A 22,977-nucleotide genomic window follows, 5' to 3' on the forward strand; every position below is an offset into this window, starting at 1 on the left:
GGCCGCACCGGCTTGGCGCAGGTGCGGCCGCGGCGGTCAGTGGTTCTCGCGGGCGTGGTTGATCGAGTACTTCGGAATCTCGATCGTCACGTCCTCGTTGCTCAGGATCGCCTGGCAGCTCAGCCGCGAGGTCGGCGTCAGGCCCCAGGCGCGGTCGAGCAGGTCTTCTTCCGACTCGTCCATCTCGCCCAGCGAGTTGAAGCCCTGCTTCACCACGACGTGGCAGGTGGTGCAGGCGCAGCTCATCTCGCAGGCGTGCTCGATGGCGATGCCGTTCTCGAGCAGCGCCTCGCAGATCGAGGTGCCGGAGGGCGCCTCGATGGTGTCGCCCTGCGGGCAGTAGTCGGCGTGGGGGAGGATGCGGATGACGGGCATGGGGAGTGTTCTCAGAGATCGTCGAGGCTGCGCCCGGCCAGGGCCTGGCGGATGCCCTGGTTCATGCGGGCGGCGGCGAAGGCCTCGGTGCCTTCGGCGAGCGTCTCGACCGCACGTTCGATGGCATCGGCGTCGTCGCCCTGGGCCGTGGCGGCGGTCGCGGCGACCAGGGCCTCCACGGCACTGCGTTCGTCGGCCGAGAGCAGCGCGCCGTCGGCCGCCAGCGCGGCGCGCGTGGCCAGCACCATGCGTTCGGCGTCGACACGGGCCTCGCGCAGCTTGCGCGCGGCCATGTCGGCGTCGGCGTGGGCAAAGCCGTCCTGCAGCATGCGGGCGATCTGGTCGTCGGCCAGTCCGTAGCTGGGCTTGACGACCACCGAGGCCTCGACGCCCGAACCGAGCTCGCGGGCGGACACGCTGAGCAGGCCGTCGGCGTCGACCTGGAAGGTGACGCGGATGCGCGCGGCGCCGGCGGCCATCGGCGGGATGCCGCGCAACTCGAAGCGCGCCAGGCTGCGGCACTCGCTGACGAGGTCGCGCTCGCCCTGCAGCACGTGGATGGCCATCGCGGTCTGGCCGTCCTTGAAGGTGGTGAACTCCTGCGCCTTGGCCACGGGAATGGTCGTGTTGCGCTCGATCACGCGTTCGACCAGGCCCCCCATGGTCTCCAGGCCCAGGCTCAGCGCGATGACGTCCAGCAGCAGCAGCTCGCCGTCGCGCGCATTGCCGGCCAGCGCGTTGGCCTGGATCGCGGCGCCGATCGCGACGACCTCGTCGGGGTTGACGTTGGTCAGCACCTCGCGGCCAAACAGCTCGCCGACGGCCCGGCGCACCAGCGGCATGCGCGTGCTGCCGCCGACCATCACCACGCCCTGCACGTCGCCGCGCGCGACCCTGGCGTCGCGCAGCACCTTGCGCACGGCGGCCAGCGTGCGGTCCACCAGCGGCTGCGCCAGGGCTTCCAGCTGCGCGCGGCCGACCGCCACGCGCACCGGGCCGCCCGCCAGCGTGGCCTGCCAGTCGGTGCTGTCGGCGCTGCTCAGCGCTTCCTTGGCGGCACGCGCGGCCACCAGCGCGGCGCGCTTGTCGTGCGCGCTGGCGGCGACCACGCCGGCCTGCGCCAGCGCCCAGTCGGCCAGCGCGTGGTCGATGTCGTCGCCGCCCAGCGCGGCGTCGCCGCCGGTGGCCACCACCTCGAACACCCCCTGGTGCAGCCGCAGCAGCGAGATGTCGAACGTGCCGCCACCCAGGTCGTACACGGCGTACAGGCCCTCGCTGCCGTTGTCCAGGCCGTAGGCCACGGCCGCCGCGGTGGGCTCGCTGATCAGGCGCAGCACGTTCAGGCCGGCGCGTTGCGCCGCGTCCTTCGTGGCCTGGCGCTGCGCGTCGTCGAAGTAGGCCGGCACCGTGATGACGGCACCGAACAGGTCGTCGTCGAAGGTGTCCTCGGCGCGCTGGCGCAGCGTGGCCAGGATCTCGGCCGAGACCTCGACCGGCGTCTTCTCGCCGTCGCGCGTGGCCAGCGCCACCATGCCGGGCCGGTCGACGAACCGGTACGGCAGCTTGCCGGCGTCGGCGATGTCGGCCAGGCGCCGCCCCATGAAGCGCTTCACCGAGACGACGGTGTTCTCGGGGTCCTCGGCCTGCGCCGCCAGCGCCAGGACGCCGATCTGGCGCCGGCCACCTTCCAGGTAGCGCACGGCCGACGGCAGCAGCAGCCGGCCCTGCGGATCGGGCAGGCACTCGGCGACGCCGTGGCGCACCGAAGCGACCAGCGAGTGCGTGGTGCCCAGGTCGATGCCCACGGCGATGCGCCGCTGGTGCGGGTCGGGGGCCTGTCCGGGTTCGGAGATCTGCAGCAGCGCCATGGCGGGTTCGGGGTTCAGCGGGTCGGGTCGAGCGCGTCCAGGCGCCGCTCGAGGTCGTGTCGGAAGCGCTGCACGAACATCAGTGCGCGCACGTCGGCGGCGGCGCCGGCGGCGTCGCCGGTCTCGTCGAGCTTGCGGCCGGCCTGCGCCAGCAGCTCCGCCTCGGCAGCGGCCACGGTCTCGGTCAGCGCCTCGACCTCGGCGGCGCCGGCTGCGTCGTCCAGCGTCTCGCGCCACTGCATCTGCTGCAGCAGGAAGGCGGCCGGCATCGCGGTGTTGCTCTCGGCGGCGATGGGCGCGCCGCGCAGTGTGCACAGGTAGGCGGCGCGCGCCAGCGGGTCCTTCAGACGCGCGTAGGCTTCGTTGACGCGCACGGCCCACTGCATCGCGATGCGCTGCGCGGCGGCACCTTCGGACGCGAAGCGGTCGGGATGCACCTCGGCCTGCAGCTGGCGCCAGCGCGCGTCGAGCGCGGCGCGGTCCAGCGCATGCCGCTGCGGCAGGCCGAAGAGCACGAAGTCGTCGTCCGAGAGCTTCACAGCGCCTTGCCCAGGAAGACCGACAAGCCGTTGTCGGGGTAGCCGCCGAAGGGCGCGCAGCGCGTGTAGCCGCAGCGCTGGTACAGGCGCAGAGCCTCGGCCTGGTCGCGGCCGGTCTCCAGCCGCGCCTGGGCGATGCCTTCGCTGCGCAGTTGGGCTTCCAGGGCCTGCAGCAACTGCTCGGCGATGCGCTGCCCGCGCTGCGTCGGCGCCACGTACATGCGCTTGACTTCGCCGTAGCCGGGCCCCAGCCGCACGGCGCCGGTGCCCACGGCCACGCCGTCGCGCCGCGCCACCAGGAAGCGCACGTCGGACGCCAGCAGCGCCTGCACATCGAGGATGTGGTTGGCCTCGGGCGGGTACAGGCTGGCGAGGTAGGCGTCCAGCGCATCGAGCAGCGCGACGACGTCGGCCTGGTCGGGGCGTTCGGGGCGGATGGTGAGCATGGCTTGGAAGCGCGCAGGCGCGGCCGGGGCCGCGCCTGGTGGGCAGGACAGCGCGTCGGTCAGACGCGGAACGATTCGCCGCAGCCGCAGCGGTCCTTCTCGCGCGGGTTGTGGAACTTGAAGCCCTCGTTGAGGCCCTCGCGCACGAAGTCGAGCTCGGTGCCGTCGATGTAGGGCAGGCTCTTCGGGTCGATCAGCACCTTGACGCCGTGGTCCTCGAAGACCACGTCTTCCGGGGCGATGTCGTCGGCGTACTCGAGCTTGTAGGCCAGGCCGGAACAGCCCGTGGTCTTCACGCCCAGGCGCACGCCGACGCCCTTGCCGCGCCGCGTGATGTAGCGGCTCACGTGCCGTGCCGCTGCTTCGGTGAGAGTGACCGCCATGGGATCAGTGCGTCTCGGTCGCGCTGCCGTGCCTGGTCTTGTAGTCGAGCACGGCCGCCTTGATGGCGTCTTCGGCCAGGATGGAGCAGTGGATCTTCACCGGGGGCAGCGCCAGCTCCTCGGCGATCTGGGTGTTCTTGATCGTCAGCGCCTCGTCCAGGCTCTTGCCCTTCACCCACTCGGTGACGAGCGAGCTGCTGGCGATGGCCGAGCCGCAGCCGTAGGTCTTGAAGCGCGCGTCCTCGATCAGCCCGGTGGCCGGGTTGACCTTGATCTGCAGCTTCATCACGTCGCCGCAGGCGGGTGCGCCGACCATGCCGGTGCCGACGCTGTCGTCACCCTTGTCGAACGACCCGACGTTGCGCGGGTTCTCGTAGTGCTCGACGACTTTTTCGCTGTAGGCCATGTTCGTTACTCCTTCAATCCGATGTCAGTGTGCAGACCACTGGATGGTCTTCAGGTCGATGCCGTCCTTGAACATCTCCCACAGCGGCGACAGTTCGCGCAGCTTGGCGACGCGGTCGTGCAACGTGGCCACCGCGTAGTCGATGTCCTCGACCGTGGTGAAGCGGCCGATCGTCATGCGCAGGCTGGAATGCGCCAGCTCGTCGCTGCGGCCGAGCGCGCGCAGCACGTAGCTGGGCTCCAGGCTGGCCGACGTGCAGGCCGAGCCCGACGACACCGCCAGGCCCTTGATGCCCATGATCAGCGATTCGCCCTCGACGAAGTTGAAGCTCGCGTTCACGTTGTGCGGCACGCGGCGCTCGAGGTGGCCGTTGATGAAGACCTGCTCGATGCCCGAGATGCCGTCGAGCAGCCGCTTGTGCAGCATGCGGATGCGCTCGATCTCGGTGCCCATCTCGGCCTTGGCAATGGCGAATGCCTCGCCCATGCCCACGCACTGGTGCGTGGGCAGCGTGCCGCTGCGCATGCCGCGCTCGTGGCCGCCTCCGTGCATCTGCGCCTCGATGCGCACGCGCGGCTTGCGCCGCACGTACAGCGCGCCGATGCCCTTCGGGCCGTAGGTCTTGTGCGAAGCCAGGCTCATCAGGTCGACCGGCAGCTGCGTGATGTCGATCGCCACCTTGCCGGTGGCCTGCGCCGCGTCGACGTGGAGGATGATGTTGCGCTCGCGGCAGAGCCGCCCGATGGTGTCGATGTCCTGGATGACGCCGATCTCGTTGTTCACCAGCAGCACCGAGGCCAGGATGGTGTCGGGACGCAGCGCGTCCTTGAAGCGGTCCAGGTCGAGCAGCCCGTCTTCCTGCACGTCGAGGTAGGTCACCTCGAAGCCCTGGCGCTCGAGCTCGCGCATCGTGTCGAGCACGGCCTTGTGCTCGGTCTTCAGCGTGACGAGGTGCTTGCCGCGCGTGCTGTAGAAGTGCGCCGCGCCCTTGATGGCGAGGTTGATGGACTCGGTGGCGCCCGAGGTCCAGACGATCTCGCGCGGGTCGGCGTTGATCAGGCTGGCGACCTGGACGCGCGCCTTCTCGACGGCCTCCTCCGCTTCCCAGCCCCAGGCGTGGCTGCGCGACGCCGGGTTGCCGAAGTGCTCGCGCAGCCAGGGCACCATGGCGTCGACGACACGGGGGTCACACGGCGTCGTGGCGCCGTAGTCCATGTAGATGGGGAAATGCGGGGTCATGGGCGACAGGGGTGCCTGGGTTTACTTGGTGAACGAGTTGCCGAAGGCGAACACCGAGTTCGGTGCCGTCACCTTGATCGGCTTGACGACGGGCTGCGACGAGATGGCCCGCTTCACGGGTGCTTCCTCGATGGACACGCCCTTGGCCAGCTGCTCGTCGACCAGCTTCTTCAGCGAGATCGAGTTCAGGTACTCGATCATCTTGGTGTTCAGGCTGGTCCACAGGTCGTGCGTCATGCACTTGCCGCTGTCCTCGCCCATGCAGCTTTCCTTGCCGCCACAGCCGGTGGCGTCGATCGGTTCGTCGACCGCGACGATGATGTCGGCCACCGTGATGCTGTCGGCGCCGCGGCCCAGCGAATAGCCGCCGCCCGGGCCGCGCGTGCTTTCCACCAGCTCGTGGCGGCGCAGCTTGCCGAACAGCTGCTCGAGGTAGGACAACGAGATCTGCTGGCGCTGGCTGATGGCAGCCAGTGCCACCGGGCCGGCATTGGAGCGCAGCGCGAGATCGATCATCGCGGTGACGGCGAAGCGGCCTTTGGTGGTGAGACGCATGGGGAACCCCTTTCGGACGGCGCCGGGAGACGCGGGTTTCCCCGCAGAACGTTCCCGACAAGATTGCTCAAGTATACCGGAGACCAACTGTTTTGGTCAAGCTTTGCTCCGGAAGTTCCCTGCGTCCAGTTGCCGCGCCAGCACCTCGACCAGGCCGTCGCAGGCGTCTTCGACCAGGTCGAGCACGCGCTCGAAGCCGGCCGGCGTGCCGTAGTACGGGTCGGGCACGTCGCGCTCGTCCGCGAAGCGCCGCGCGTGCTCCAGCAGCAGCCCGATGCGGGCGCCGGCCTGCACGCGGGTCAGCTCCTGCAGGCGCTGCAGATGGCCGGCGTCCATGGCCAGCACCCAGTCGAATCGCGAGAGATCGTCGCGCTCGAGCTTGCGCGCACGCAAGGCGCTCAGGTCGTAGCCGCGTTCGCGCGCGTGCCGCACCGCACGCGCATCCGGCGGTTCGCCCGCGTGGTAGCCGTTCGTGCCGGCGGAATCCACCAGCACGCGCGCGCCCAGGCCCGCACGCTCCAGCTTCGCCCGCAGCACGGCCTCGGCCGTGGGCGAGCGGCAGATGTTGCCGGTGCAGACCATCAGCACACGCAGGTCGGCGGCGGCCGGCGCCTTGTTCATGAACCACATGCTGCGAGTATCGGTTCAGCGCACCGGCATCGGGACCACGTTGACGTCGTGCCCGGGGGCCCCGAAAGCCTGCTCGCGCAGCAGCGCCAGCTGGTCGCGCACCCGCGCGGCCTTCTCGAACTCGAGGTTGCGGGCGTGGTCGAGCATCTGCTTCTCGAGTGCCTTGATGCGCTTGCCCAGGTCCTTCTCGGACATCGCCTCCAGCTCGGCCGCGGCCTGCGCGGCCTTCAGCTCGTCCTTGGCGGTCTTGTCGGAGACCACGCCGTCGATCAGGTCGCGCACCTTCTTGTTCAGCGCCTTCGGCGTGATGCCCATCGCCACGTTGTGCGCGATCTGCCTGGCCCGACGGCGCTCGGTCTCGTCGATGGCGCGGCGCATCGAATCGGTCATCTTGTCGGCGTACAGGATGGCCTTGCCATTCAGGTTGCGCGCGGCGCGGCCGATGGTCTGGATCAGGCTGCGCTCGGCGCGCAGGAAGCCCTCCTTGTCGGCGTCGAGGATGGCCACCAGGCTCACCTCGGGCAGGTCCAGGCCCTCGCGCAGCAGGTTGATGCCCACCAGCACGTCGAAGGTGCCCAGGCGGAGGTCGCGCAGGATCTCCACGCGCTCCACGGTGTCGATGTCGCTGTGCAGGTAGCGCACCTTGACGCCGTTGTCGGCCAGGTAGTCGGTCAGCTGCTCGGCCATGCGCTTGGTCAGCGTCGTGATCAGCACACGCTCGTTGATGACGACGCGGTCGCGGATTTCCTGCAGCACGTCGTCCACCTGCGTGGTGGCCGGGCGCACGATGACCTCGGGATCGATCAGGCCCGTGGGCCGCACGAGCTGCTCGACCACCTGTCCCGCGTGCGCCTGCTCGTAGGCCGCCGGCGTGGCCGAGACGAAGATCGCCTGCCGCATCTTGGTCTCGAACTCCTCGAACTTCAGCGGCCGGTTGTCCAGCGCGCTGGGCAGGCGGAAACCGTACTCCACCAGCGTGGTCTTGCGCGCACGGTCGCCGTTGTACATGCCGCCAAACTGGCCGATCAGCACGTGGCTCTCGTCCAGCAGCATCAGCGCGTCCTTGGGCAGGTAGTCGACCAGCGTCGGCGGCGGGTCGCCGGGCTTGGCGCCCGACAGGTGCCGCGTGTAGTTCTCGATGCCCTTGCAGTGGCCCACCTCCTGCAGCATCTCCAGGTCGAAGCGCGTGCGCTGCTCCAGGCGCTGCGCCTCGACCAGCTTGCCGTTCTTCACGAAGAAGTCGAGCCGCTCGCGCAGTTCATCCTTGATCGTCGCGATGGCGTCCACGACGCGCTCGCGCGGCGTCACGTAGTGGCTGCTGGGGTACACGGTGAAGCGCGGGATCTTCTGCCGCACCTTGCCGGTCAGCGGGTCCAGCAGCTGCAGCGATTCGAGTTCGTCGTCGAAGAGTTCGATGCGCAGCGCCAGCTCGCTGTGCTCGGCCGGAAAGACGTCGATCGTGTCGCCGCGCACGCGGAACGCACCGCGCGAGAAGTCGACCTCGTTGCGCGTGTACTGCATGCGGATCAGCTGCTGGATCACGTCGCGCTGGCCGATCCTGTCGCCCACGCGCAGCGTCATCACCATCTGGTGGTAGTCGGCCGGGCTGCCGATGCCGTAGATCGCGCTGACGCTGGCCACGATGACCACGTCGCGCCGTTCCAGCAGGCTCTTCGTGCAGCTCAGGCGCATCTGCTCGATGTGCTCGTTGATCGCGCTGTCCTTCTCGATGAACAGGTCGCGCTGCGGCACGTAGGCCTCGGGCTGGTAGTAGTCGTAGTAGCTGACGAAGTACTCGACCGCGTTCTTCGGGAAGAACTCGCGGAACTCCGAATACAGCTGCGCCGCCAGCGTCTTGTTCGGCGCGAACACGATGGCCGGCCGGCCCAGCCGGGCGATGACGTTGGCCATCGTGAAGGTCTTGCCCGAGCCCGTCACGCCCAGCAGCGTCTGGTAGCTCAGGCCGTCCTGCACGCCTTCCACCAGTTGCTGGATGGCCGCGGGCTGGTCGCCCGCCGGCGGATACGGCTGGAACAGCTGGAACGGCGAGTCGGGAAAGCTGACGAACGTGCCCTGCGCCGGGGTCTCCGCAGCGGCCTGGACTTCGGCAAGATCGGTCATCGGGTCAACCCTTAGCGGCCCACTAGAATCGAGGCCGAACCGGCAAGCGTAGCGCAGCCGGCGCATCGGCGCACCGCAGCGCCCCTCCCCAGCACCACCGCACCAGGAACCGCCATGTCCGCATCCCTGTTCGCCGCCGTCGAGATGGCGCCGCGCGACCCGATCCTCGGCCTCAACGAGCAGTTCAACGCCGACCCGAATCCGGCCAAGGTGAACCTCGGCGTGGGCGTGTACTTCGACGACCAGGGCAAGCTGCCGGTGCTGGGCTGCGTGGCCGCGGCCGAGCATCAGTTGCTCGAAGCGCCGAAGGCCAAGGGCTACCTGCCCATCGACGGCATCGCGGCCTACGACAAGGCCGTGCAGGGCCTGGTGTTCGGCAGCGACAGCGAGGCCGTGCGCAGCGGCCGCGTGGCCACCGTGCAGGCGCTGGGCGGCACGGGCGGCCTGAAGATCGGCGCCGATTTCCTCAAGCGCCTGCAGCCCGGCGCCACCGTGCTGATCAGCGACCCCAGCTGGGAGAACCACCGCGCGCTGTTCACCAACGCCGGCTTCACGGTGAACGCCTACCCGTACTACGACGCCGCCACGCGCGGCATCCGTTTCGACGCGATGCTCGACACGCTGGCCAGCGCTGCGCCGGGCACGGTGGCCGTGCTGCACGCGTGCTGCCACAACCCGACGGGTTGCGACCTGACGCCGGCGCAGTGGGACCAGGTGGTCGCCACCTGCAAGGCGCGCGGCCTGGTGCCCTTCCTCGACATGGCCTACCAGGGCTTCGGCGAGGGCATCGCCGAGGACGGCGCCGTCGTCGGCCAGTTCCTGGCGGCCGGCATCAGCTTCTTCGTCTCGACCTCGTTCAGCAAGAGCTTCTCGCTGTACGGCGAGCGCGTGGGCGCGCTCAGCGTCGTCTGCAGCGACAAGGCCGAGGCCGACCGCGTGCTGTCGCAGCTGAAGATCGTGATCCGCACCAACTACAGCAACCCGCCGACCTTCGGCGCCACCGTCGTGGCCACGGTGCTGAACACGCCGGCGCTGCGCCGGCAGTGGGAAGAGGAACTGGCCGGCATGCGCGAGCGCATCCGCGCCACGCGCCACGCGCTGGTGGCCAAACTGCAGGCCGCGGGCGTGCAGGGCGACTTGTCGTACATCACGCGGCAGAAGGGCATGTTCAGCTACTCCGGCCTGTCGGTGGCCCAGATGCAGCGGCTGCGCAGCGAATTCGGCGTCTACGGCGTCGATTCGGGACGCATCTGCGTGGCAGCGATCAACAGCCGCAACATCGACGCGGTGGTCGCGGCGCTCGCGAAGGTCATGTGACCACGTGCTGACGGCGACAAGACTGTCGCCAAGGTGACAAGGCCGGCAAAGATGCCGGCCTTTCTACGTGGTTTTGCGCTATTGCACTGCACCAAAGCGCGGCAGGATGACAGCAAGCGATGTACATTTGCTGCACTGCACAATAAGTGCGGTGCCGTCCTGACCGGAGCCGATCGATGCTTTACCAGCTGTACGAAACCCAGCGCGCGCTGATGTCCCCGTTCTCGGAGTTCGCCAGCGCCACGGCGAAGCTGTACGACCACCCGCTGTCGCCCTTCGCGCACACGCCGATGGCACAGCGCGTCTCGGCCGGCTTCGACCTGCTGCACCGCCTGGCCAAGGAATACGAGAAGCCCGAGTTCAACATCACGTCGGCGGTGGTGGACGGGGTCACCATCGCGGTGCAGCAGCAGGTCGCGATCGAGAAGCCCTTCTGCCGGCTGCTGCGCTTCAAGCGCTTCACCGACGACCCGAAGGCGCTCACGACGATGAAGACCCAGCCGACGGTGCTGGTGGTGGCGCCGCTGTCGGGCCACCACGCGACGCTGCTGCGCGACACCGTGAAGAGCCTGCTGCACGACCACAAGGTCTTCATCACCGACTGGACCGACGCCCGCATGGTGCCGCTGGCCGCAGGCCCGTTCCATCTCGACGACTACGTAGAGTATGTGCGCGAGTTCATCCGCCACATCGGCCCCGAGGTGCACGTGATCTCGGTCTGCCAGCCCACCGTGCCGGTGCTCGCCGCGGTGTCGCTGCAGGCCAGCGCCGGCGAGGTGCTGCCGCGCACGATGACGATGATGGGCGGCCCCATCGACGCCCGCAAGAGCCCCACGTCGGTCAACAACCTGGCCACGAACAAGAGCCACAGCTGGTTCGAGAACAACGTCATCCACCGCGTGCCGCCGAACTTCCCCGGCGCCGGCCGCCGCGTCTACCCCGGCTTCCTGCAGCACACCGGCTTCGTGGCGATGAACCCCGACCGCCACCTCAGCAGCCACTACGACTACTTCCGCGATCTGATCAAGGGCGACGACGACAGCGCCGAGGCGCACCGGCAGTTCTACGACGAGTACAACGCCGTGCTCGACATGCCGGCCGAGTACTACCTGGACACGATCAAGACCGTGTTCCAGGACTTCGCGCTGGTGCACGGCACCTGGACCGTGCACGGCGATCCCGTGCAGCCGCAGGACATCACCGGCACGGCGCTGCTGACTGTCGAAGGCGAGCTCGACGACATCTCCGGCGCCGGCCAGACCCGCGCCGCGCACGACCTGTGCACCGGCATCCCGAAGGCGCGCCAGTTCCACTACGACGTGGAAGGCGCGGGCCACTACGGCATCTTCTCGGGCCGCCGCTGGCGCGAGAAGGTCTACCCGGAGGTGAAGAACTTCATCGCCCGCTTCGACAAGGCCGCCAACGCGGCCGCACGCAAGGCGGCCTGACGCCCGGCGCCGGGCGCTCGGCCGCGATTGCCTCTCCGTGACAGCCGCTGCCGCCACCACGCTCGCCGACCGCATCGACGCCGCGCTGCCGCAGACGCAGTGCACGCGCTGCGGTTATCCCGACTGTCGCGCCTACGCCGACGCCATCGCCGCCGGCGTGCCGCACAACCGCTGCCCGCCGGGCGGGGCGGAGGGGATCGTGCGGCTGTCCGCCCTCACCGGCCGACCGGTGCTGCCGCTCGACCCCGCCCACGGCACCGAGGGTCCGCGCGCGCTGGCCGTCATCGACGAAGCCTGGTGCATCGGCTGCACGCTGTGCATCAAGGCCTGTCCGGTGGACTGCATCGTCGGCGCGTCCAAGCTGATGCACACCGTGATCGGCGCCGAATGCACCGGCTGCGAACTCTGCGTGCCGGCCTGCCCGGTGGACTGCATCGCGATGGTTCCCGTCACGGGCGACCGCACCGGCTGGGACGCCTGGAGCGCCGCCGACGCCGACCTGGCGCGCGCCCGCTACGGCTTTCGCCAGATGCGCGTCGCGCGCGACAAGCGCGAGAACGACGAACGCCTGGCGGCCAAGGCACAGGCCAAGCTGGCCGATCTGGCCAGCCACACGCTGCACACCGACCCGACGGTCATCGAGAAGAAGCGCGCCGTCATCGAGGCGGCCCTGGCGCGGGCCCGGGCACGCCAGGGCGCGGGCTGATCAGGCCAGCGCCAGGCGGTTGCGGCCTTCGGCCTTGGCGCGGTAGAGCGCACGGTCGGCGCGCGCCAGCGCCTGCTCGACGGACTCTCCGTCGGCCAGCAACGCCACGCCCGCCGACAAGGTGACCGGCAGGCTGCCGCCACCCGGCAGCTTCAGCGGGGCGTCGGCCAGCGCCGTGCGCAGCTTCTCGGCCACACGGCGGGCGTCCGCGATGCCGGTGGCCGGCAACCACACCAGGAACTCCTCGCCGCCCCAGCGCGCGATGCCGTCGTTGTGGCGCAGCTGCGCCTGCAGCCGCTGCGCACACGCCGCCAGCACGGCGTCTCCCACCGGATGGCCATGCCGGTCGTTGATCAGCTTGAAGTGGTCCAGGTCCAGCAGCACCAGGCTCAGCGGCCGCCGTGCCCGGCGCGACTGCAGCGCCGCCTGGGCGGCCGCGCGGTTGTGCAGTCCGGTCAGAGCATCGGTGTGCGCACGGCGCTCCAGTTCCAGCTGCTGCGACTGCTGCGACAGCACGGCGGCGACGAACTGCGCCAGTGCGTCGAACAGGCCCAGCCCGACCTCGTCGAAGTAGTCGGGCACGTCGGCGTACAGCACGAACAGGCCGCGCCGCGCATCGCCGGGCACGGCCAGCGGCAACGCCAGCACGGAACGCACGCCGTGGTCGCGCGCCGCATCGCGCCAGGGCGCGTACAGCGACCGTTCGCTGACGTTGAACGGCTCGACCGGCCGACCGGCCAGCGCACGGAACGCCGGGCCATGCTCGGTGAGCCGCGTGCGCTGTACGCGCAGCGCACGCGCATAGGCCACCGCCGGGCCCGAGACGATCTGCGGCTCGATCAGCAGCGTGTCGGCCCGCCCGAACCAGGCCCAGCCCAGGCGCAGGTGCGGGCTGGCCGCCACCAGGCCGTCGCACAGCGCCTGGGCCTGCCCGGAGCCGGCGCCCTTCATCTCGCAGGCCTGCAGCAGCCGGGCAGCCAGGCGCAGCGACAGCTCCGCCAGGCGCGCCTGCTCGCGGCGGGCATCGAAGGCGGCCGCCGCGGCGGTGGCGGGGGGCTGGCGCCGCGCCCAGGGCAGGCACCAGCGGCGCAGGGATTCGTGGATGATCATGGCTCAGGTCGGTTATCGGCCGCTGCGCACCAAACACAAGCCCCGCATGCAAGCTCCGCAGATCGAGACCTTCTTCGCCACGCTGCAGGCCGCCAACCCGAGCCCGCAGACCGAGCTGGAGTACACCAGCGTGTTCGAGCTGCTGGCGGCGGTGCTGCTCTCGGCACAGGCCACCGACGTCGGCGTGAACAAGGCCACGAAACGGCTGTTTGCGCTGGCCCCGACGCCGCAGGCCATGCTGGCGCTGGGTCTGGACCGTGTCACCGAGCTCATCCGCACCATCGGCCTGTACCGCACCAAGGCGAAGAACCTGCTGCAGACCTGCCGCATCCTCGTCGAGCAGCATGGCGGCGAGGTGCCGCGCACGCGCGAGGCGCTGCAAGCCCTGCCCGGCGTCGGCCGCAAGACGGCCAACGTGGTGCTGAACGTGGCCTTCGGCGAGCCGACGATGGCCGTGGACACGCACATCTTCCGCGTCGCCAACCGCACCGGGCTGGCGCCGGGCCGCAACGTGCTCGAGGTCGAGGAACGCCTGCTGCGGCGCGTGCCGGCGGCCTACCGCGTGCACGCCCACCACTGGCTCATCCTGCACGGGCGCTACGTCTGCCAGGCGCGCAAACCGCGGTGCGACGCCTGCGCCGTGCGCGCCGTCTGCGACTTCGGCGCACCTACAATGAAGGCCAGGGCTACCCCATGAGGCACGCTGGAAGATGGCCAATCTGCAGGATCTCGCCGAGCGCATCGACCGCCTCGTGTTGCGGCACGAGGAACTCAAGCGCACCAGCGCCCTGATCGAGCAGCAACTGGCCGCGGTGACCACCGAACGTGACAGCCTGCGGTCCCGCCTGGCGGCCGCGCGATCGCGCATCGACGCCCTGCTGGCGCGGCTGCCGGCGGCGCGCGACGCGGTTGCCGACAGCGGGGAGGAGCCCAAGTGAAGCAGGTCGAAGTCACCATCATGGGCCAGGGCTACATCCTCGGCTGCCCCGACGGCGGAGAAGCGCTGCTGGCCACCGCGGTGGCGCACGTGGACCACGAGATGAGCGCCATCCGCGACGGCGGCAAGGTCAAGGCGCGCGAGCGCATCGCCGTGCTGGCCGCGCTGAACCTGGCCTACCAGCTGGCCGAGCGCGGCCCCGCACGCGCGGCGGTGCCGTCTGGTGACGCAGGTGACGCAACCAGCGCCGACGTGGCCGCGCTGGTGCGGCGCATCGACCAGGCGCTCGGCGACGACGGCCAGCTGCTGTGAAGTCCGGCACTGCACAAGCGAGCGCCGGCAGGTCTAGAATGGATTTGTCCGTCGTGATCGCGTGAGTCTTATATTTCCTTGAACCGATGGTCTACGACCAAGGGCTTGGAACATTGCCAGACTGGTGTGAGCGTCTCGCGTCAGATGAACCCGAAGCCTGGTTGACCTCGCCCACCTGAACTTCCCCCTGGGTTCAGGAATGCGGCTCACGGTTCACGGCGGACACCCTCTCCCTCCTGCCTCCATGCCCCGACACTGGCTGATGAAGAGCGAGCCCGACGAGGTCTCGATCGACGACCTCGCGCGCGCGCCCCAGCAGACCGTGCCCTGGACCGGCGTGCGCAACTACCAGGCGCGCAACTTCATGCGCGACGACATGCGGCCGGGCGACGACGTGCTCTTCTACCACTCGTCGTGCGCCGAGCCCGGCATCGCCGGCCTGGCCCGCATCGCCAGTGGCACGCGTCCCGACACGACGCAGTTCGACCCCGCCAGCCCCTACTTCGACCCCAAGTCCACGCCTGAGATGCCGCGCTGGCTGGAGATCGACGTGACGCTGGTGCGCAAGACGCGGCTGCTGCCGCTGCGCGAACTGCGCGGCGCGCCCGAGCTGGCGACGATGCGCGTGCTGCAGCCGGGCAGCCGCCTGTCCATCACCCCGGTCAGCGCCGACGAATGGCACGCCGTGCTGCAGCGGCTGGACGCAGCCGCGTAGCCCGATGGATCTCGGCCCCCTGCTCGTCGCCGAGCTGCTGACGCTCGGCGTGGTGACCGGCTTTCTCGCCGGCCTTCTGGGTGTGGGCGGCGGCATGATGATGGTGCCGTTCCTGACGCTGATCCTGTCGCACCGCGGCGTCGACAGCGGCATGGCGGTCAAGATGGCCATCGCGACGTCGATGGCGACGATCCTGTTCACGTCGCTGTCCAGCGTGCGCGCGCACCACCGACTGGGCGCCGTGCGCTGGGACCTGCTGCGCGGGCTGGCGCCGGGCATCGTGCTCGGCGGCCTCGTCGGCGGCGCCGGCATCTTCGCGCTCGTGAAGGGCCAGGGGCTGGCGCTGTTCTTCGCCGTCTTCATCGGCTACTCGGCGCTGCAGATGTTCCGCGACAAGAAGCCCAAGCCGAGCCGGCAGATGCCCGGCGTGGCGGGCCAGACGGCCGTGGGCGGCGCCATCGGCCTGGTCTCGGGCCTGGTCGGTGCCGGCGGCGCCTTCATGTCGGTGCCGTTCATGACCTGGTGCAACGTGCCGATCCGCCACGCCGTGGGCACCAGTGCCGCGCTGGGCTTCCCGATCGCGCTGGCCAACACCGCGGGCTACGTGGTCGCCGGATGGTCGGTGCCGCCGGCGCTGCCGGGCGCGTTCGGCTACCTGTACCTGCCGGCGCTGGCGGTGATCGCGGCAGCCAGCGTGACGATGGCGCCGCTGGGCGCACGCACGGCACAGCGCATGGACACCAGGAAGCTCAAGCGCGTGTTCGGCGTGCTGCTGCTGGCGCTGGCCGCCACGATGCTGCACCGCGCCTTCGCCTGAACGCGGGCACGCAGCGCGCGCCGCAGCGCTTCAGGTCGCCTCGAAGCGGATCGCCGCCAGCGTGACGTGGTTGCCGCCGCGGCGCTGCGCCTCGGCCAGCGCCGCGCTGCAGGCCGCGAGCAGTTCGTCCTGCGTGTGCGCGGTGTGCGGGAAGCTGGCCACGCCCATCGAGACGCTGAACGACAGCTCGACGCCATCCTGCACCACGATCTGCGTGGCGCACTGGCGGCGCAGGCCTTCCATGCGCGCGTGTGCGGTGGCCAGGCCGACGCCCGACAGCAGCACGGCGAAGCGCCGGTCGTCGTGGCGGCACGAGGCATCCATCGCGCGCGTGCCCCCGCGCAGCAGCCGGCCCATGGCCTCGAGGATGCGCGCCTGGCCGGCGTCGCCGAGCGCACGCACCTTCTCGCTGGGGGGGTCGAGCTCGACGAAGACGACCGCGAACTCGCGGTGCTCGCGCGTGGACAGGTCGACCTCGCGCCGCAGCTGGTCTTCGAAGTGCGCGCGCGTGTACAGGCCCGAAGCCGGGTCGCGCAGCGCCTGGTCGGCCAGTTCGCGGCGCAGCGCGTCGTTGGCGCGCTGCTGCTGTTCGATCTGCTCCAGCGCCTGGCGCAGCTGCGCGTCGCGCTGGCGGGCCAGCGCGAGGTCGGTCCAGACGCTGGTGAGCCAGCGGCGGCCATCGCGGTCGGCGGCACTGGCCTGGCGCAGCACGCTGAAGTCGTGGCGCGTGCCGGCATGCTCGAAGCTGTGTTCGCTGACGAGCACGGCCCCGGCCTCGCCCTGCGCCAGCACCGTCTGCTCGGCGGCCCGCAGCGCGGTGGCCAGCGTGGGGTCGAAGAGCTCGGCATCGGTGCGGCCCACCACGTCGTCGGCCGGCCGCCGCAGCCACTTCGCCATGGCGTCGTTGACATGCACGTGGCGCCCGCTGCGCGCGTCCTTCACCGCGAGCAGATCGCCCTTGCGGGCCAGCACCGCAGGCAGCAGGGCTGCGAGCAGCGCGTCCATCGGAACGTCCGATGCGACTTCTGCGAGTGACGGCGTCATGACGAGCGGGTTCCTCGAAAGCGGCTCGGACAACGGGCCTGTCGGCGACCCGCGCGGAACCTTATCTTGGGTGGCAGGGAAGGACAGATCAAGCAACATCGCCGGCTCCGCCCCTAACTTGAACTGACGATGCTACCCGCGGGCCCCTGACCCCGTTCGGTGCAAAAGCGGCCGTCTTTGCACCAATCCGCGGCGAACACCCGTGCCTGCGGGGGCGCAAGTCCGGGGTTGAACTGGCACGGAACCTGCTGCCGTGGCCGGCAGGTGCGATGGCGCACCCGGGCTCGGCGGGGCGACCTGCCACCCTTTGTGCACAGCGACGTGCGCAGACCCGTTCCCGCATGCCCGGCGCCAGGAGCCGGTGCGTCGGGCTCGAAGCACGTCGGCACGTCAGCACAAAGGTCCTCCATGAAGAAGTCCCGTCTCGTTCTCATCGGCAACGGCATGGCCGGTGTGCGCACGCTCGAAGAGCTGCTGAAGATCGCGCCCGACCTGTACGACATCACCGTCTTCGGCGCCGAGCCCCACCCCAACTACAACCGCATCCTGCTCAGCCCGGTGCTGGCCGGCGAGCAGACGCTCGAGCAGATCGTGCTCAACCCGCTGGACTGGTACCGCGACAACGGCATCACGCTGCACCTGGGCAAGCGCGTGGCCACCATCGACCGCGTGCGCCGCGTCGTGCGTGCCGACGACGGCACCGAGGCGCACTACGACCGGCTGCTGATCGCCACAGGCTCGGTGCCCTTCGTGCTGCCCGTGCCGGGCAAGGACCTGACCGGCGTCATCGCCTACCGCGACATCGCCGACACGCAGGCCATGATCGACGCCGCCACGAAGTACCGCCACGCCGTCGTCATCGGCGGCGGCCTGCTCGGGCTGGAGGCCGCCAACGGGCTGATGCTGCGCGGCATGCAGGTGACGGTGGTGCACATCGCGCCCTGGCTGATGGAGCGCCAGCTCGACGACGCCGCCGGGCAGCTGCTGCAGAAGTCGCTGGAAGACCGGGGCCTGAAGTTCCTGATCGGCGCGCAGACGCAGGCGCTGCTGCCCGACGCCGCCGGCGGGCGTGTCGGCGCCGTGCGCTTCCAGGACGGCACCGAGATTCCGGCCGACCTGGTGGTGATGGCCGCCGGCATCCGCCCCAACACCACGCTGGCCGAAAGCGCCGGCCTGCACTGCCACCGCGGCATCGTCGTCAACGACACGCTGCAGACCATCACCGACCCGCGCATCTACGCGGTGGGCGAATGCGCCGCGCACCGCGGCATCGCCTACGGGCTGGTGGCGCCGCTGTTCGAGCAGGGCAAGGTCTGCGCCACGCACCTGGCGCAGTTCGGCATCGGCCGCTACACCGGCAGCCAGACCAGCACCAAGCTGAAGGTCACCGGCATCGACCTGTTCTCGGCCGGCAACTTCACCGGCGGCCCGGGCACCGAGCAGATCGTGCTGTCCGATCCCGTGGGCGGCGTCTACAAGAAGCTGGTGCTGCAGGACGACAGGCTCGTCGGCGCCTGCCTGTACGGCGACACGGTCGATGGCAGCTGGTACTTCAAGCTGCTGCGCGACGGCCGCAAGGTCGCCGACATCCGCGACAAGCTGATGTTCGGCGAGAGCAACATCGGCGACGTCGGCCACCAGGGCCACAACAAGGCCGCGGCGATGGCCGACGGCGACGAGGTCTGCGGCTGCAACGGCGTCACCAAGGGCAGCATCTGCAAGGCCATCAAGGACAAGGGCCTGTTCACGCTGGACGAGGTGCGCAAGCACACCAAGGCCAGCGCCAGCTGCGGCAGCTGCACCGGGCTGGTGGAGCAGTTGCTGATGTTCACCGCGGGCGGCGACTACAGCGCGGCACCCAAGAAGAAGGCACTGTGCGGCTGCACCGACGCCAGCCACGCCGACGTGCGCCAGGCCATCCGCGAGCACAAGCTGCTCACGATCGACAGCGTCATCGGTACGATGGGCTGGCGCACGCCCAACGGCTGCGCCAGCTGCCGCCCGGCGCTGAACTACTACCTCATCAGCACCTGGCCCAAGGAAGCGCAGGACGACCCGCAGAGCCGCTTCATCAACGAGCGCGCCCACGGCAACATCCAGAAGGACGGCACCTACAGCGTGATCCCGCGCATGTGGGGCGGCGAGACCACGGCCGACGAGCTGCGGCGCATCGCCGACGCGGTGGACAAGTACAAGATCCCCACCGTGAAGGTCACGGGCGGCCAGCGCATCGACCTGCTGGGCGTGAAGAAGGAAGACCTGCCCGCGGTGTGGAAGGACATCGGCATGCCCAGCGGTCACGCCTACGCGAAGGCGCTGCGCACCGTGAAGACCTGCGTCGGCAGCGAATGGTGCCGCTTCGGCACGCAGGACAGCACGCAGATGGGCAAGGACCTCGAACGCGCGATGTGGCGCATGTACGCGCCGCACAAGGTGAAGTTCGCGGTCAGCGGCTGCCCGCGCAACTGCGCGGAAGCGGGCATCAAGGACGTCGGCATCATCGGCGTGGACAGCGGCTGGGAGATGTACATCGCCGGCAACGGCGGCATCAAGACCGAGGTGGCGCACTTCTTCACCAAGCTGAAGACGCCCGAGGAGGTGCTGGAATACACCGGCGCGTTCTGCCAGCTCTACCGCGAGGAAGGCTGGTACCTCGAGCGCACCGTGCACTACGTCAACCGCGTCGGCCTCGACCACGTGAAGCGGCGCATCCTCGACGACGCGGCCGGCCGCAAGGCGCTCTGGGAACGCCTGCAGTACAGCCTGGACGGCGAGCCCGACCCCTGGTTCGAGTTCGACAAGGCCCGTGTCGACGTGCGCCAGTTCCAGCCCGTGGGAGCCGCGTGATGGCCGACTGGAAACGCATCTGCCTGCTGACGGACATCCCGGTGCTGGGCGCACGCCGGGTGGCGCGCGAGCGCGGTCCCGAGGTGGCCATCTTCCGCACCGCAGACGACCGCGTCTTCGCGCTGCTCGACCGCTGCCCGCACAAGGGCGGGCCACTGTCGCAGGGCATCGTCTTCGGCGACAGCGTGGCCTGCCCGCTGCACAACTGGACCATCGGCCTGGCCAGCGGCGAAGCCCGTGAACCCGACCGCGGCTGCACGGCACGCTTCGCGGTGCAGCTGGCGGGCGGCGTGGTGTCGCTCGACGCCGAGGAACTCGCCACCCGGGCACTGAATTGACCGCCATGCCCGCCCTGCACGAGACCCGCAGCACCTGCCCGTACTGCGGCGTCGGCTGCGGCGTGCTGATCGCCCACGACGGCACGCAGATCACGGGGGTGCGCGGCGACCCCGACCACCCCGCCAACCGCGGCCAGCTGTGCAGCAAGGGCAGCACGCTGGCGCTCACCGCCAGCGCGCCGATCACGCTGCACCAGCGCGCGCGAACCCCGCGCCTGCACGGCCAGGCGGTGGGCTGGGACCTGGCGCTCGACGAAGCCGCCAGCCGCTTCGCCGACACCATCGCCGCGCACGGGCCCGACGCGGTGGGGTTCTACCTGTCGGGCCAGCTGCTCACCGAGGACTACTACGTCTTCAACAAGCTCGCCAAGGGCCTGGTCGGCACCAACAACGTCGACACCAACTCGCGCCTGTGCATGAGCAGCGCGGTGGCCGGCTACAAGGCCACGCTGGGCGCCGACGCCCCGCCCTGCAGCTACGACGACCTCGACCTGGCCGACACGGTGTTCATCGCCGGCTCCAACATGGCCTGGGCCCACCCGATCCTGTTCCGCCGGCTGGAAGCGGCCAAGCGCGCGCGGCCGCAGATGAAGATCATCGTCGCCGACCCGCGCCGCACCGACACCGCGGGCCTGGCCGACCTGTACTTGCCGCTGCTGCCCGGCAGCGACGTCGCGCTGTTCCACGGCCTGCTGCACGTGATGCTGTGGGAAGGCCGCGTCGACCACGCCTTCATCGCCGCGCACACCACGGGGATGGAGGCGCTGCGGGACCGCGTGCGCGACTTCACGCCCAAGGAAGTGGCACGGCTGTGCGGCCTCGCCGAAGCCGACCTGGTGCAGGCCGCGCGCTGGATCGCCAACCTCGACCCGGCCACGGGCACGCGCGGCCCGACGCTCAGCCTGTACTGCCAGGGCCTGAACCAGAGCGTGGCCGGCACCGCGAAGAACGCGGCGCTGATCCACCTGCACCTGGCCACCGGCCAGATCGGCCGGCCGGGCGCGGGCCCGTTCTCGCTGACCGGCCAGCCGAACGCGATGGGCGGACGCGAGGTCGGCGGGCTGGCCAACCTGCTGTCGGCGCACCGCGACCTGGCCAACCCGGAGCACCGCGCCGAAGTGGCGGCGCTGTGGGGCGTGCCCGACGTGCCGGCACGGCCGGGCAAGACCGCCGTCGAGATGTTCCAGGCCGCGGCCGACGGCGAGATCCGCGCGCTGTGGATCGCCTGCACGAACCCGGCCCAGTCCATGCCCGACCAGGCCACCGTCCAGCGCGCGCTGCAGCGTGCCGAATTCGTGGTGCTGCAGGAGGCCTTCGAGCACACCGCGACCTCGGCCCACGCCCACCTGCTGCTGCCCGCCAGCAGCTGGGGCGAGAAGGACGGCACCGTCACCAACAGCGAACGCCGCATCAGCCGCGTGCGCGCCGCGGTGCCGCCGCCCGGCCTGGCGCGGCACGACTGGCAGATCGCGCTCGACTTCGCGCAGCGGCTCGAGACACGGCTGCGGCCGGGGCAGCCGACGCTGTTCCCCTACGACGGCCCCGAGGCGATCTGGAACGAACACCGCGCAAGCACCCGCGGTCGCGACCTCGACATCACCGGCCTGAGCTACGCGCTGCTCGACAGCGCCGGCCCGCAGCAGTGGCCGCTGCCGCGCGGCGCCGCCACCGGCCGCGCCCGCCTGTACGAGGACGGCGTGTTCGCCACGCCCGATGGCCGCGCACGTTTCGTCGACACGCCGTTCATGCCGCTGGCCGAGCCGCGTGACGCGCGCTTCCCCTTCAGCCTCACCACCGGCCGTCTGCGCGACCAGTGGCACGGCATGTCGCGCACCGGCACGCTGGGGCGCCTGTTCGGGCACACGCCCGAGCCTGCGATCGAGCTGCACGCCCAGGACATGGCGCGCCTGCGCCTGGCCGACGGCGACCTGGTGCGCGTGCGCTCGCGCCGCGGCGCGCTGGTGCTGCCGGCCCGCAGCAGCGAGGCCGTGGCGCCGGCGCAGGCGTTCATCGCGATGCACTGGGGGCCGGAGGTGCTGGCCGGCGGCGTGAACCTGCTGACCACCGGTGCCGCCTGCCCGCAGTCGCGCCAGCCCGAGCTGAAACACGCGGCCGTGCGCCTGATGCCCGCGGCGCTGCCGTGGCGGCTGCTGGCCGCGGCCTGGCTGCCACCCGAGGCCGTGGCCGTCACACGCGCGGCACTGCGCGGGCTGATGCAGCACTTCGAGTTCGCCACCGTCGTGCCGTTCGGCCAGCAACGCGACGGCCTGCTGCTGCGTGCCGCCGCCGCCACGGCCCCCGACGCCTCGGTGCTCGACGCCGTCGAAGCCGCGCTCGGCCTGGACGCGGGCGATCGCCACCTGCTGCGCTACGCCGACCCGGCGCGCGGCCAGCGCCGCGTGCTGCAGGTGCAACGTCGCGCCACCGGCACGCTGCTGCAGCGCGTGCTGCTGGCCGGCGACGCCGCGGCCGAAGCCTGGGTGCGCGGCCTGCTGCAGGACGAGCGCCCGGTCGACGGCCTGACGCGCCAGCTGCTGTCGCCACTCGGGCCGGTGCAGCCGACGCCGCGCCGGCGCCAGGTCTGCAATTGCCTGGACGTCGACGAAGGCGCCATCGTCGGCGCGCTGGCCGGCTGCGAGGGCAACGCCCCGCAGCGCCTGGCACAGTTGCAGCAGCGGCTGCGGTGCGGCACACAATGCGGCTCCTGCCTGCCGGAACTGCGGCGGCTGGTGCAGGTCACACCGGTGCCTGCCTGAGCAGGTCCGCAGCGGGCCCGGTTCTTGCGGAACCGCTGCCGAGACAGCCGCAGGCACAACGGAGACAG

Annotated in this window: 23 protein-coding genes and 1 other RNA gene; 12 read left to right on the top strand and 12 right to left on the bottom strand. The window is 70.6% G+C overall.

The genetic code is table 11. The features are described 5' to 3' along the window. Positions 1-36: 36 nt before the first annotated feature. The 10 genes from fdx to uvrB form a co-directional block, all read right to left on the bottom strand. Positions 37-375 (bottom strand): ISC system 2Fe-2S type ferredoxin, encoded by a 339-nt coding sequence (gene fdx / locus ACPOLB_RS06695; protein ID WP_425260525.1) that lies wholly within the window; start codon positions 373-375, stop codon positions 37-39. Between the two features lie 11 nt (positions 376-386). Then, positions 387-2,243: a Fe-S protein assembly chaperone HscA gene (hscA, locus tag ACPOLB_RS06700; RefSeq protein ID WP_425260526.1), complete on the bottom strand. Its 1,857-nt coding sequence runs from the start codon at positions 2,241-2,243 to the stop codon at positions 387-389. Positions 2,244-2,257: 14 nt separating this feature from the next. Then, positions 2,258-2,782: a Fe-S protein assembly co-chaperone HscB gene (gene hscB, locus ACPOLB_RS06705; RefSeq protein WP_425260527.1), complete on the bottom strand. Its 525-nt coding sequence runs from the start codon at positions 2,780-2,782 to the stop codon at positions 2,258-2,260. After that, positions 2,779-3,228 carry a GNAT family N-acetyltransferase gene (locus ACPOLB_RS06710; protein WP_425260528.1) on the bottom strand — a complete coding sequence of 150 codons (450 nt, stop codon included), beginning with the start codon at positions 3,226-3,228 and terminating at the stop codon, positions 2,779-2,781. Before ACPOLB_RS06710 ends, hscB begins: the two co-directional genes overlap by 4 nt. A 59-nt stretch (positions 3,229-3,287) precedes the next feature. Continuing rightward, a complete protein-coding gene (iscA, locus tag ACPOLB_RS06715; RefSeq protein ID WP_425260529.1) occupies positions 3,288-3,611 on the bottom strand; it encodes an iron-sulfur cluster assembly protein IscA in 324 nt (107 codons plus the stop codon). 4 nt (positions 3,612-3,615) lie between these two features. Further along, complete coding sequence (gene iscU, locus ACPOLB_RS06720) at positions 3,616-4,017, bottom strand: Fe-S cluster assembly scaffold IscU (protein WP_425260530.1); 402 nt, start codon at positions 4,015-4,017, stop codon at positions 3,616-3,618. 24 nt (positions 4,018-4,041) lie between these two features. Next, positions 4,042-5,256, bottom strand: coding sequence for an IscS subfamily cysteine desulfurase (locus ACPOLB_RS06725; RefSeq protein WP_425260531.1), 1,215 nt, complete (start codon positions 5,254-5,256; stop codon positions 4,042-4,044). 21 nt (positions 5,257-5,277) lie between these two features. Next, positions 5,278-5,811, bottom strand: coding sequence for a Fe-S cluster assembly transcriptional regulator IscR (gene iscR, locus ACPOLB_RS06730; protein WP_425260532.1), 534 nt, complete (start codon positions 5,809-5,811; stop codon positions 5,278-5,280). Between the two features lie 96 nt (positions 5,812-5,907). Next, positions 5,908-6,432 (bottom strand): low molecular weight protein-tyrosine-phosphatase, encoded by a 525-nt coding sequence (locus ACPOLB_RS06735; RefSeq protein ID WP_425261887.1) that lies wholly within the window; start codon positions 6,430-6,432, stop codon positions 5,908-5,910. 24 nt (positions 6,433-6,456) lie between these two features. Then, positions 6,457-8,562 carry an excinuclease ABC subunit UvrB gene (uvrB, locus tag ACPOLB_RS06740; RefSeq protein WP_425260534.1) on the bottom strand — a complete coding sequence of 702 codons (2,106 nt, stop codon included), beginning with the start codon at positions 8,560-8,562 and terminating at the stop codon, positions 6,457-6,459. 114 nt (positions 8,563-8,676) lie between these two features. On the opposite strand from uvrB, the gene ACPOLB_RS06745 reads away from it, so the two are divergent. The 3 genes from ACPOLB_RS06745 (at position 8,677) to rsxB (ending at position 12,033) form a co-directional block, all read left to right on the top strand. After that, positions 8,677-9,879, top strand: coding sequence for an aromatic amino acid transaminase (locus tag ACPOLB_RS06745; protein ID WP_425260535.1), 1,203 nt, complete (start codon positions 8,677-8,679; stop codon positions 9,877-9,879). Between the two features lie 176 nt (positions 9,880-10,055). Continuing rightward, positions 10,056-11,327 carry a polyhydroxyalkanoate depolymerase gene (locus tag ACPOLB_RS06750; RefSeq protein WP_425260536.1) on the top strand — a complete coding sequence of 424 codons (1,272 nt, stop codon included), beginning with the start codon at positions 10,056-10,058 and terminating at the stop codon, positions 11,325-11,327. A gap of 37 nt (positions 11,328-11,364) precedes the next feature. Beyond that, positions 11,365-12,033: an electron transport complex subunit RsxB gene (gene rsxB / locus ACPOLB_RS06755; RefSeq protein ID WP_425260537.1), complete on the top strand. Its 669-nt coding sequence runs from the start codon at positions 11,365-11,367 to the stop codon at positions 12,031-12,033. Here rsxB and ACPOLB_RS06760 read toward each other — a convergent pair whose 3' ends face one another. Then, positions 12,034-13,143, bottom strand: coding sequence for a GGDEF domain-containing protein (locus ACPOLB_RS06760; protein ID WP_425260538.1), 1,110 nt, complete (start codon positions 13,141-13,143; stop codon positions 12,034-12,036). A 46-nt stretch (positions 13,144-13,189) separates the two neighbouring features. Between ACPOLB_RS06760 and nth the strand changes: the two genes are divergently transcribed. The 6 genes from nth to ACPOLB_RS06790 all read left to right on the top strand — a co-directional run bounded on the left by nth (position 13,190) and on the right by ACPOLB_RS06790 (position 15,924). Further along, complete coding sequence (gene nth / locus ACPOLB_RS06765; RefSeq protein ID WP_425260539.1) at positions 13,190-13,840, top strand: endonuclease III; 651 nt, start codon at positions 13,190-13,192, stop codon at positions 13,838-13,840. Between the two features lie 13 nt (positions 13,841-13,853). Further along, positions 13,854-14,081, top strand: a complete 228-nt coding sequence (locus tag ACPOLB_RS06770; RefSeq protein WP_425260540.1) for a DUF904 domain-containing protein — start codon at positions 13,854-13,856, stop codon at positions 14,079-14,081. Next, complete coding sequence (locus ACPOLB_RS06775; protein ID WP_425260541.1) at positions 14,078-14,392, top strand: cell division protein ZapA; 315 nt, start codon at positions 14,078-14,080, stop codon at positions 14,390-14,392. Before ACPOLB_RS06770 ends, ACPOLB_RS06775 begins: the two co-directional genes overlap by 4 nt. Before the next feature lie 44 nt (positions 14,393-14,436). Then, positions 14,437-14,619: non-coding RNA, 6S RNA (gene ssrS, locus ACPOLB_RS06780), on the top strand. Positions 14,620-14,636: 17 nt separating this feature from the next. Next, positions 14,637-15,107 (top strand): EVE domain-containing protein, encoded by a 471-nt coding sequence (locus ACPOLB_RS06785; protein WP_425260542.1) that lies wholly within the window; start codon positions 14,637-14,639, stop codon positions 15,105-15,107. 4 nt (positions 15,108-15,111) lie between these two features. Further along, complete coding sequence (locus ACPOLB_RS06790) at positions 15,112-15,924, top strand: sulfite exporter TauE/SafE family protein (RefSeq protein ID WP_425260543.1); 813 nt, start codon at positions 15,112-15,114, stop codon at positions 15,922-15,924. 30 nt (positions 15,925-15,954) lie between these two features. On the opposite strand, the gene ACPOLB_RS06795 is transcribed toward ACPOLB_RS06790, so the two are convergent. Next, entirely contained in the window at positions 15,955-16,929 is a 975-nt protein-coding gene (locus ACPOLB_RS06795) for a GGDEF domain-containing protein (protein ID WP_425260544.1), read from the bottom strand. A gap of 447 nt (positions 16,930-17,376) precedes the next feature. Here ACPOLB_RS06795 and nirB point away from each other — a divergent pair, with 447 nt between their 5' ends. Genes nirB through ACPOLB_RS06810 form a run of 3 tightly spaced genes read left to right on the top strand, consistent with a single transcriptional unit; the run spans position 17,377 to position 22,909 of the window. Next, positions 17,377-19,815 (top strand): nitrite reductase large subunit NirB, encoded by a 2,439-nt coding sequence (nirB, locus tag ACPOLB_RS06800; RefSeq protein ID WP_425260545.1) that lies wholly within the window; start codon positions 17,377-17,379, stop codon positions 19,813-19,815. Further along, positions 19,815-20,153, top strand: a complete 339-nt coding sequence (nirD, locus tag ACPOLB_RS06805) for a nitrite reductase small subunit NirD (RefSeq protein ID WP_425260546.1) — start codon at positions 19,815-19,817, stop codon at positions 20,151-20,153. Before nirB ends, nirD begins: the two co-directional genes overlap by 1 nt. A 5-nt stretch (positions 20,154-20,158) precedes the next feature. Next, complete coding sequence (locus tag ACPOLB_RS06810) at positions 20,159-22,909, top strand: molybdopterin-dependent oxidoreductase (RefSeq protein ID WP_425260547.1); 2,751 nt, start codon at positions 20,159-20,161, stop codon at positions 22,907-22,909. Positions 22,910-22,977 lie beyond the last annotated feature (68 nt).

This window comes from Rubrivivax soli, assembly GCF_049810355.1.
Lineage (GTDB): Bacteria > Pseudomonadota > Gammaproteobacteria > Burkholderiales > Burkholderiaceae_C > Rubrivivax.

Coding starts and splice junctions, on each gene's coding strand:
- fdx (WP_425260525.1), bottom strand. CDS start 375: ATGCCCGTCATCCGCATCCTCCCCCACGCCGACTACTGCCCGCAGGGC.
- hscA (WP_425260526.1), bottom strand. CDS start 2,243: ATGGCGCTGCTGCAGATCTCCGAACCCGGACAGGCCCCCGACCCGCAC.
- ACPOLB_RS06710 (WP_425260528.1), bottom strand. CDS start 3,228: ATGCTCACCATCCGCCCCGAACGCCCCGACCAGGCCGACGTCGTCGCG.
- iscA (WP_425260529.1), bottom strand. CDS start 3,611: ATGGCGGTCACTCTCACCGAAGCAGCGGCACGGCACGTGAGCCGCTAC.
- iscU (WP_425260530.1), bottom strand. CDS start 4,017: ATGGCCTACAGCGAAAAAGTCGTCGAGCACTACGAGAACCCGCGCAAC.
- ACPOLB_RS06725 (WP_425260531.1), bottom strand. CDS start 5,256: ATGACCCCGCATTTCCCCATCTACATGGACTACGGCGCCACGACGCCG.
- iscR (WP_425260532.1), bottom strand. CDS start 5,811: ATGCGTCTCACCACCAAAGGCCGCTTCGCCGTCACCGCGATGATCGAT.
- ACPOLB_RS06735 (WP_425261887.1), bottom strand. CDS start 6,432: ATGAACAAGGCGCCGGCCGCCGCCGACCTGCGTGTGCTGATGGTCTGC.
- uvrB (WP_425260534.1), bottom strand. CDS start 8,562: ATGACCGATCTTGCCGAAGTCCAGGCCGCTGCGGAGACCCCGGCGCAG.
- ACPOLB_RS06745 (WP_425260535.1), top strand. CDS start 8,677: ATGTCCGCATCCCTGTTCGCCGCCGTCGAGATGGCGCCGCGCGACCCG.
- ACPOLB_RS06750 (WP_425260536.1), top strand. CDS start 10,056: ATGCTTTACCAGCTGTACGAAACCCAGCGCGCGCTGATGTCCCCGTTC.
- ACPOLB_RS06760 (WP_425260538.1), bottom strand. CDS start 13,143: ATGATCATCCACGAATCCCTGCGCCGCTGGTGCCTGCCCTGGGCGCGG.
- nth (WP_425260539.1), top strand. CDS start 13,190: ATGCAAGCTCCGCAGATCGAGACCTTCTTCGCCACGCTGCAGGCCGCC.
- ACPOLB_RS06770 (WP_425260540.1), top strand. CDS start 13,854: ATGGCCAATCTGCAGGATCTCGCCGAGCGCATCGACCGCCTCGTGTTG.
- ACPOLB_RS06785 (WP_425260542.1), top strand. CDS start 14,637: ATGCCCCGACACTGGCTGATGAAGAGCGAGCCCGACGAGGTCTCGATC.
- ACPOLB_RS06790 (WP_425260543.1), top strand. CDS start 15,112: ATGGATCTCGGCCCCCTGCTCGTCGCCGAGCTGCTGACGCTCGGCGTG.
- ACPOLB_RS06795 (WP_425260544.1), bottom strand. CDS start 16,929: ATGGACGCGCTGCTCGCAGCCCTGCTGCCTGCGGTGCTGGCCCGCAAG.
- nirB (WP_425260545.1), top strand. CDS start 17,377: ATGAAGAAGTCCCGTCTCGTTCTCATCGGCAACGGCATGGCCGGTGTG.
- nirD (WP_425260546.1), top strand. CDS start 19,815: ATGGCCGACTGGAAACGCATCTGCCTGCTGACGGACATCCCGGTGCTG.
- ACPOLB_RS06810 (WP_425260547.1), top strand. CDS start 20,159: ATGCCCGCCCTGCACGAGACCCGCAGCACCTGCCCGTACTGCGGCGTC.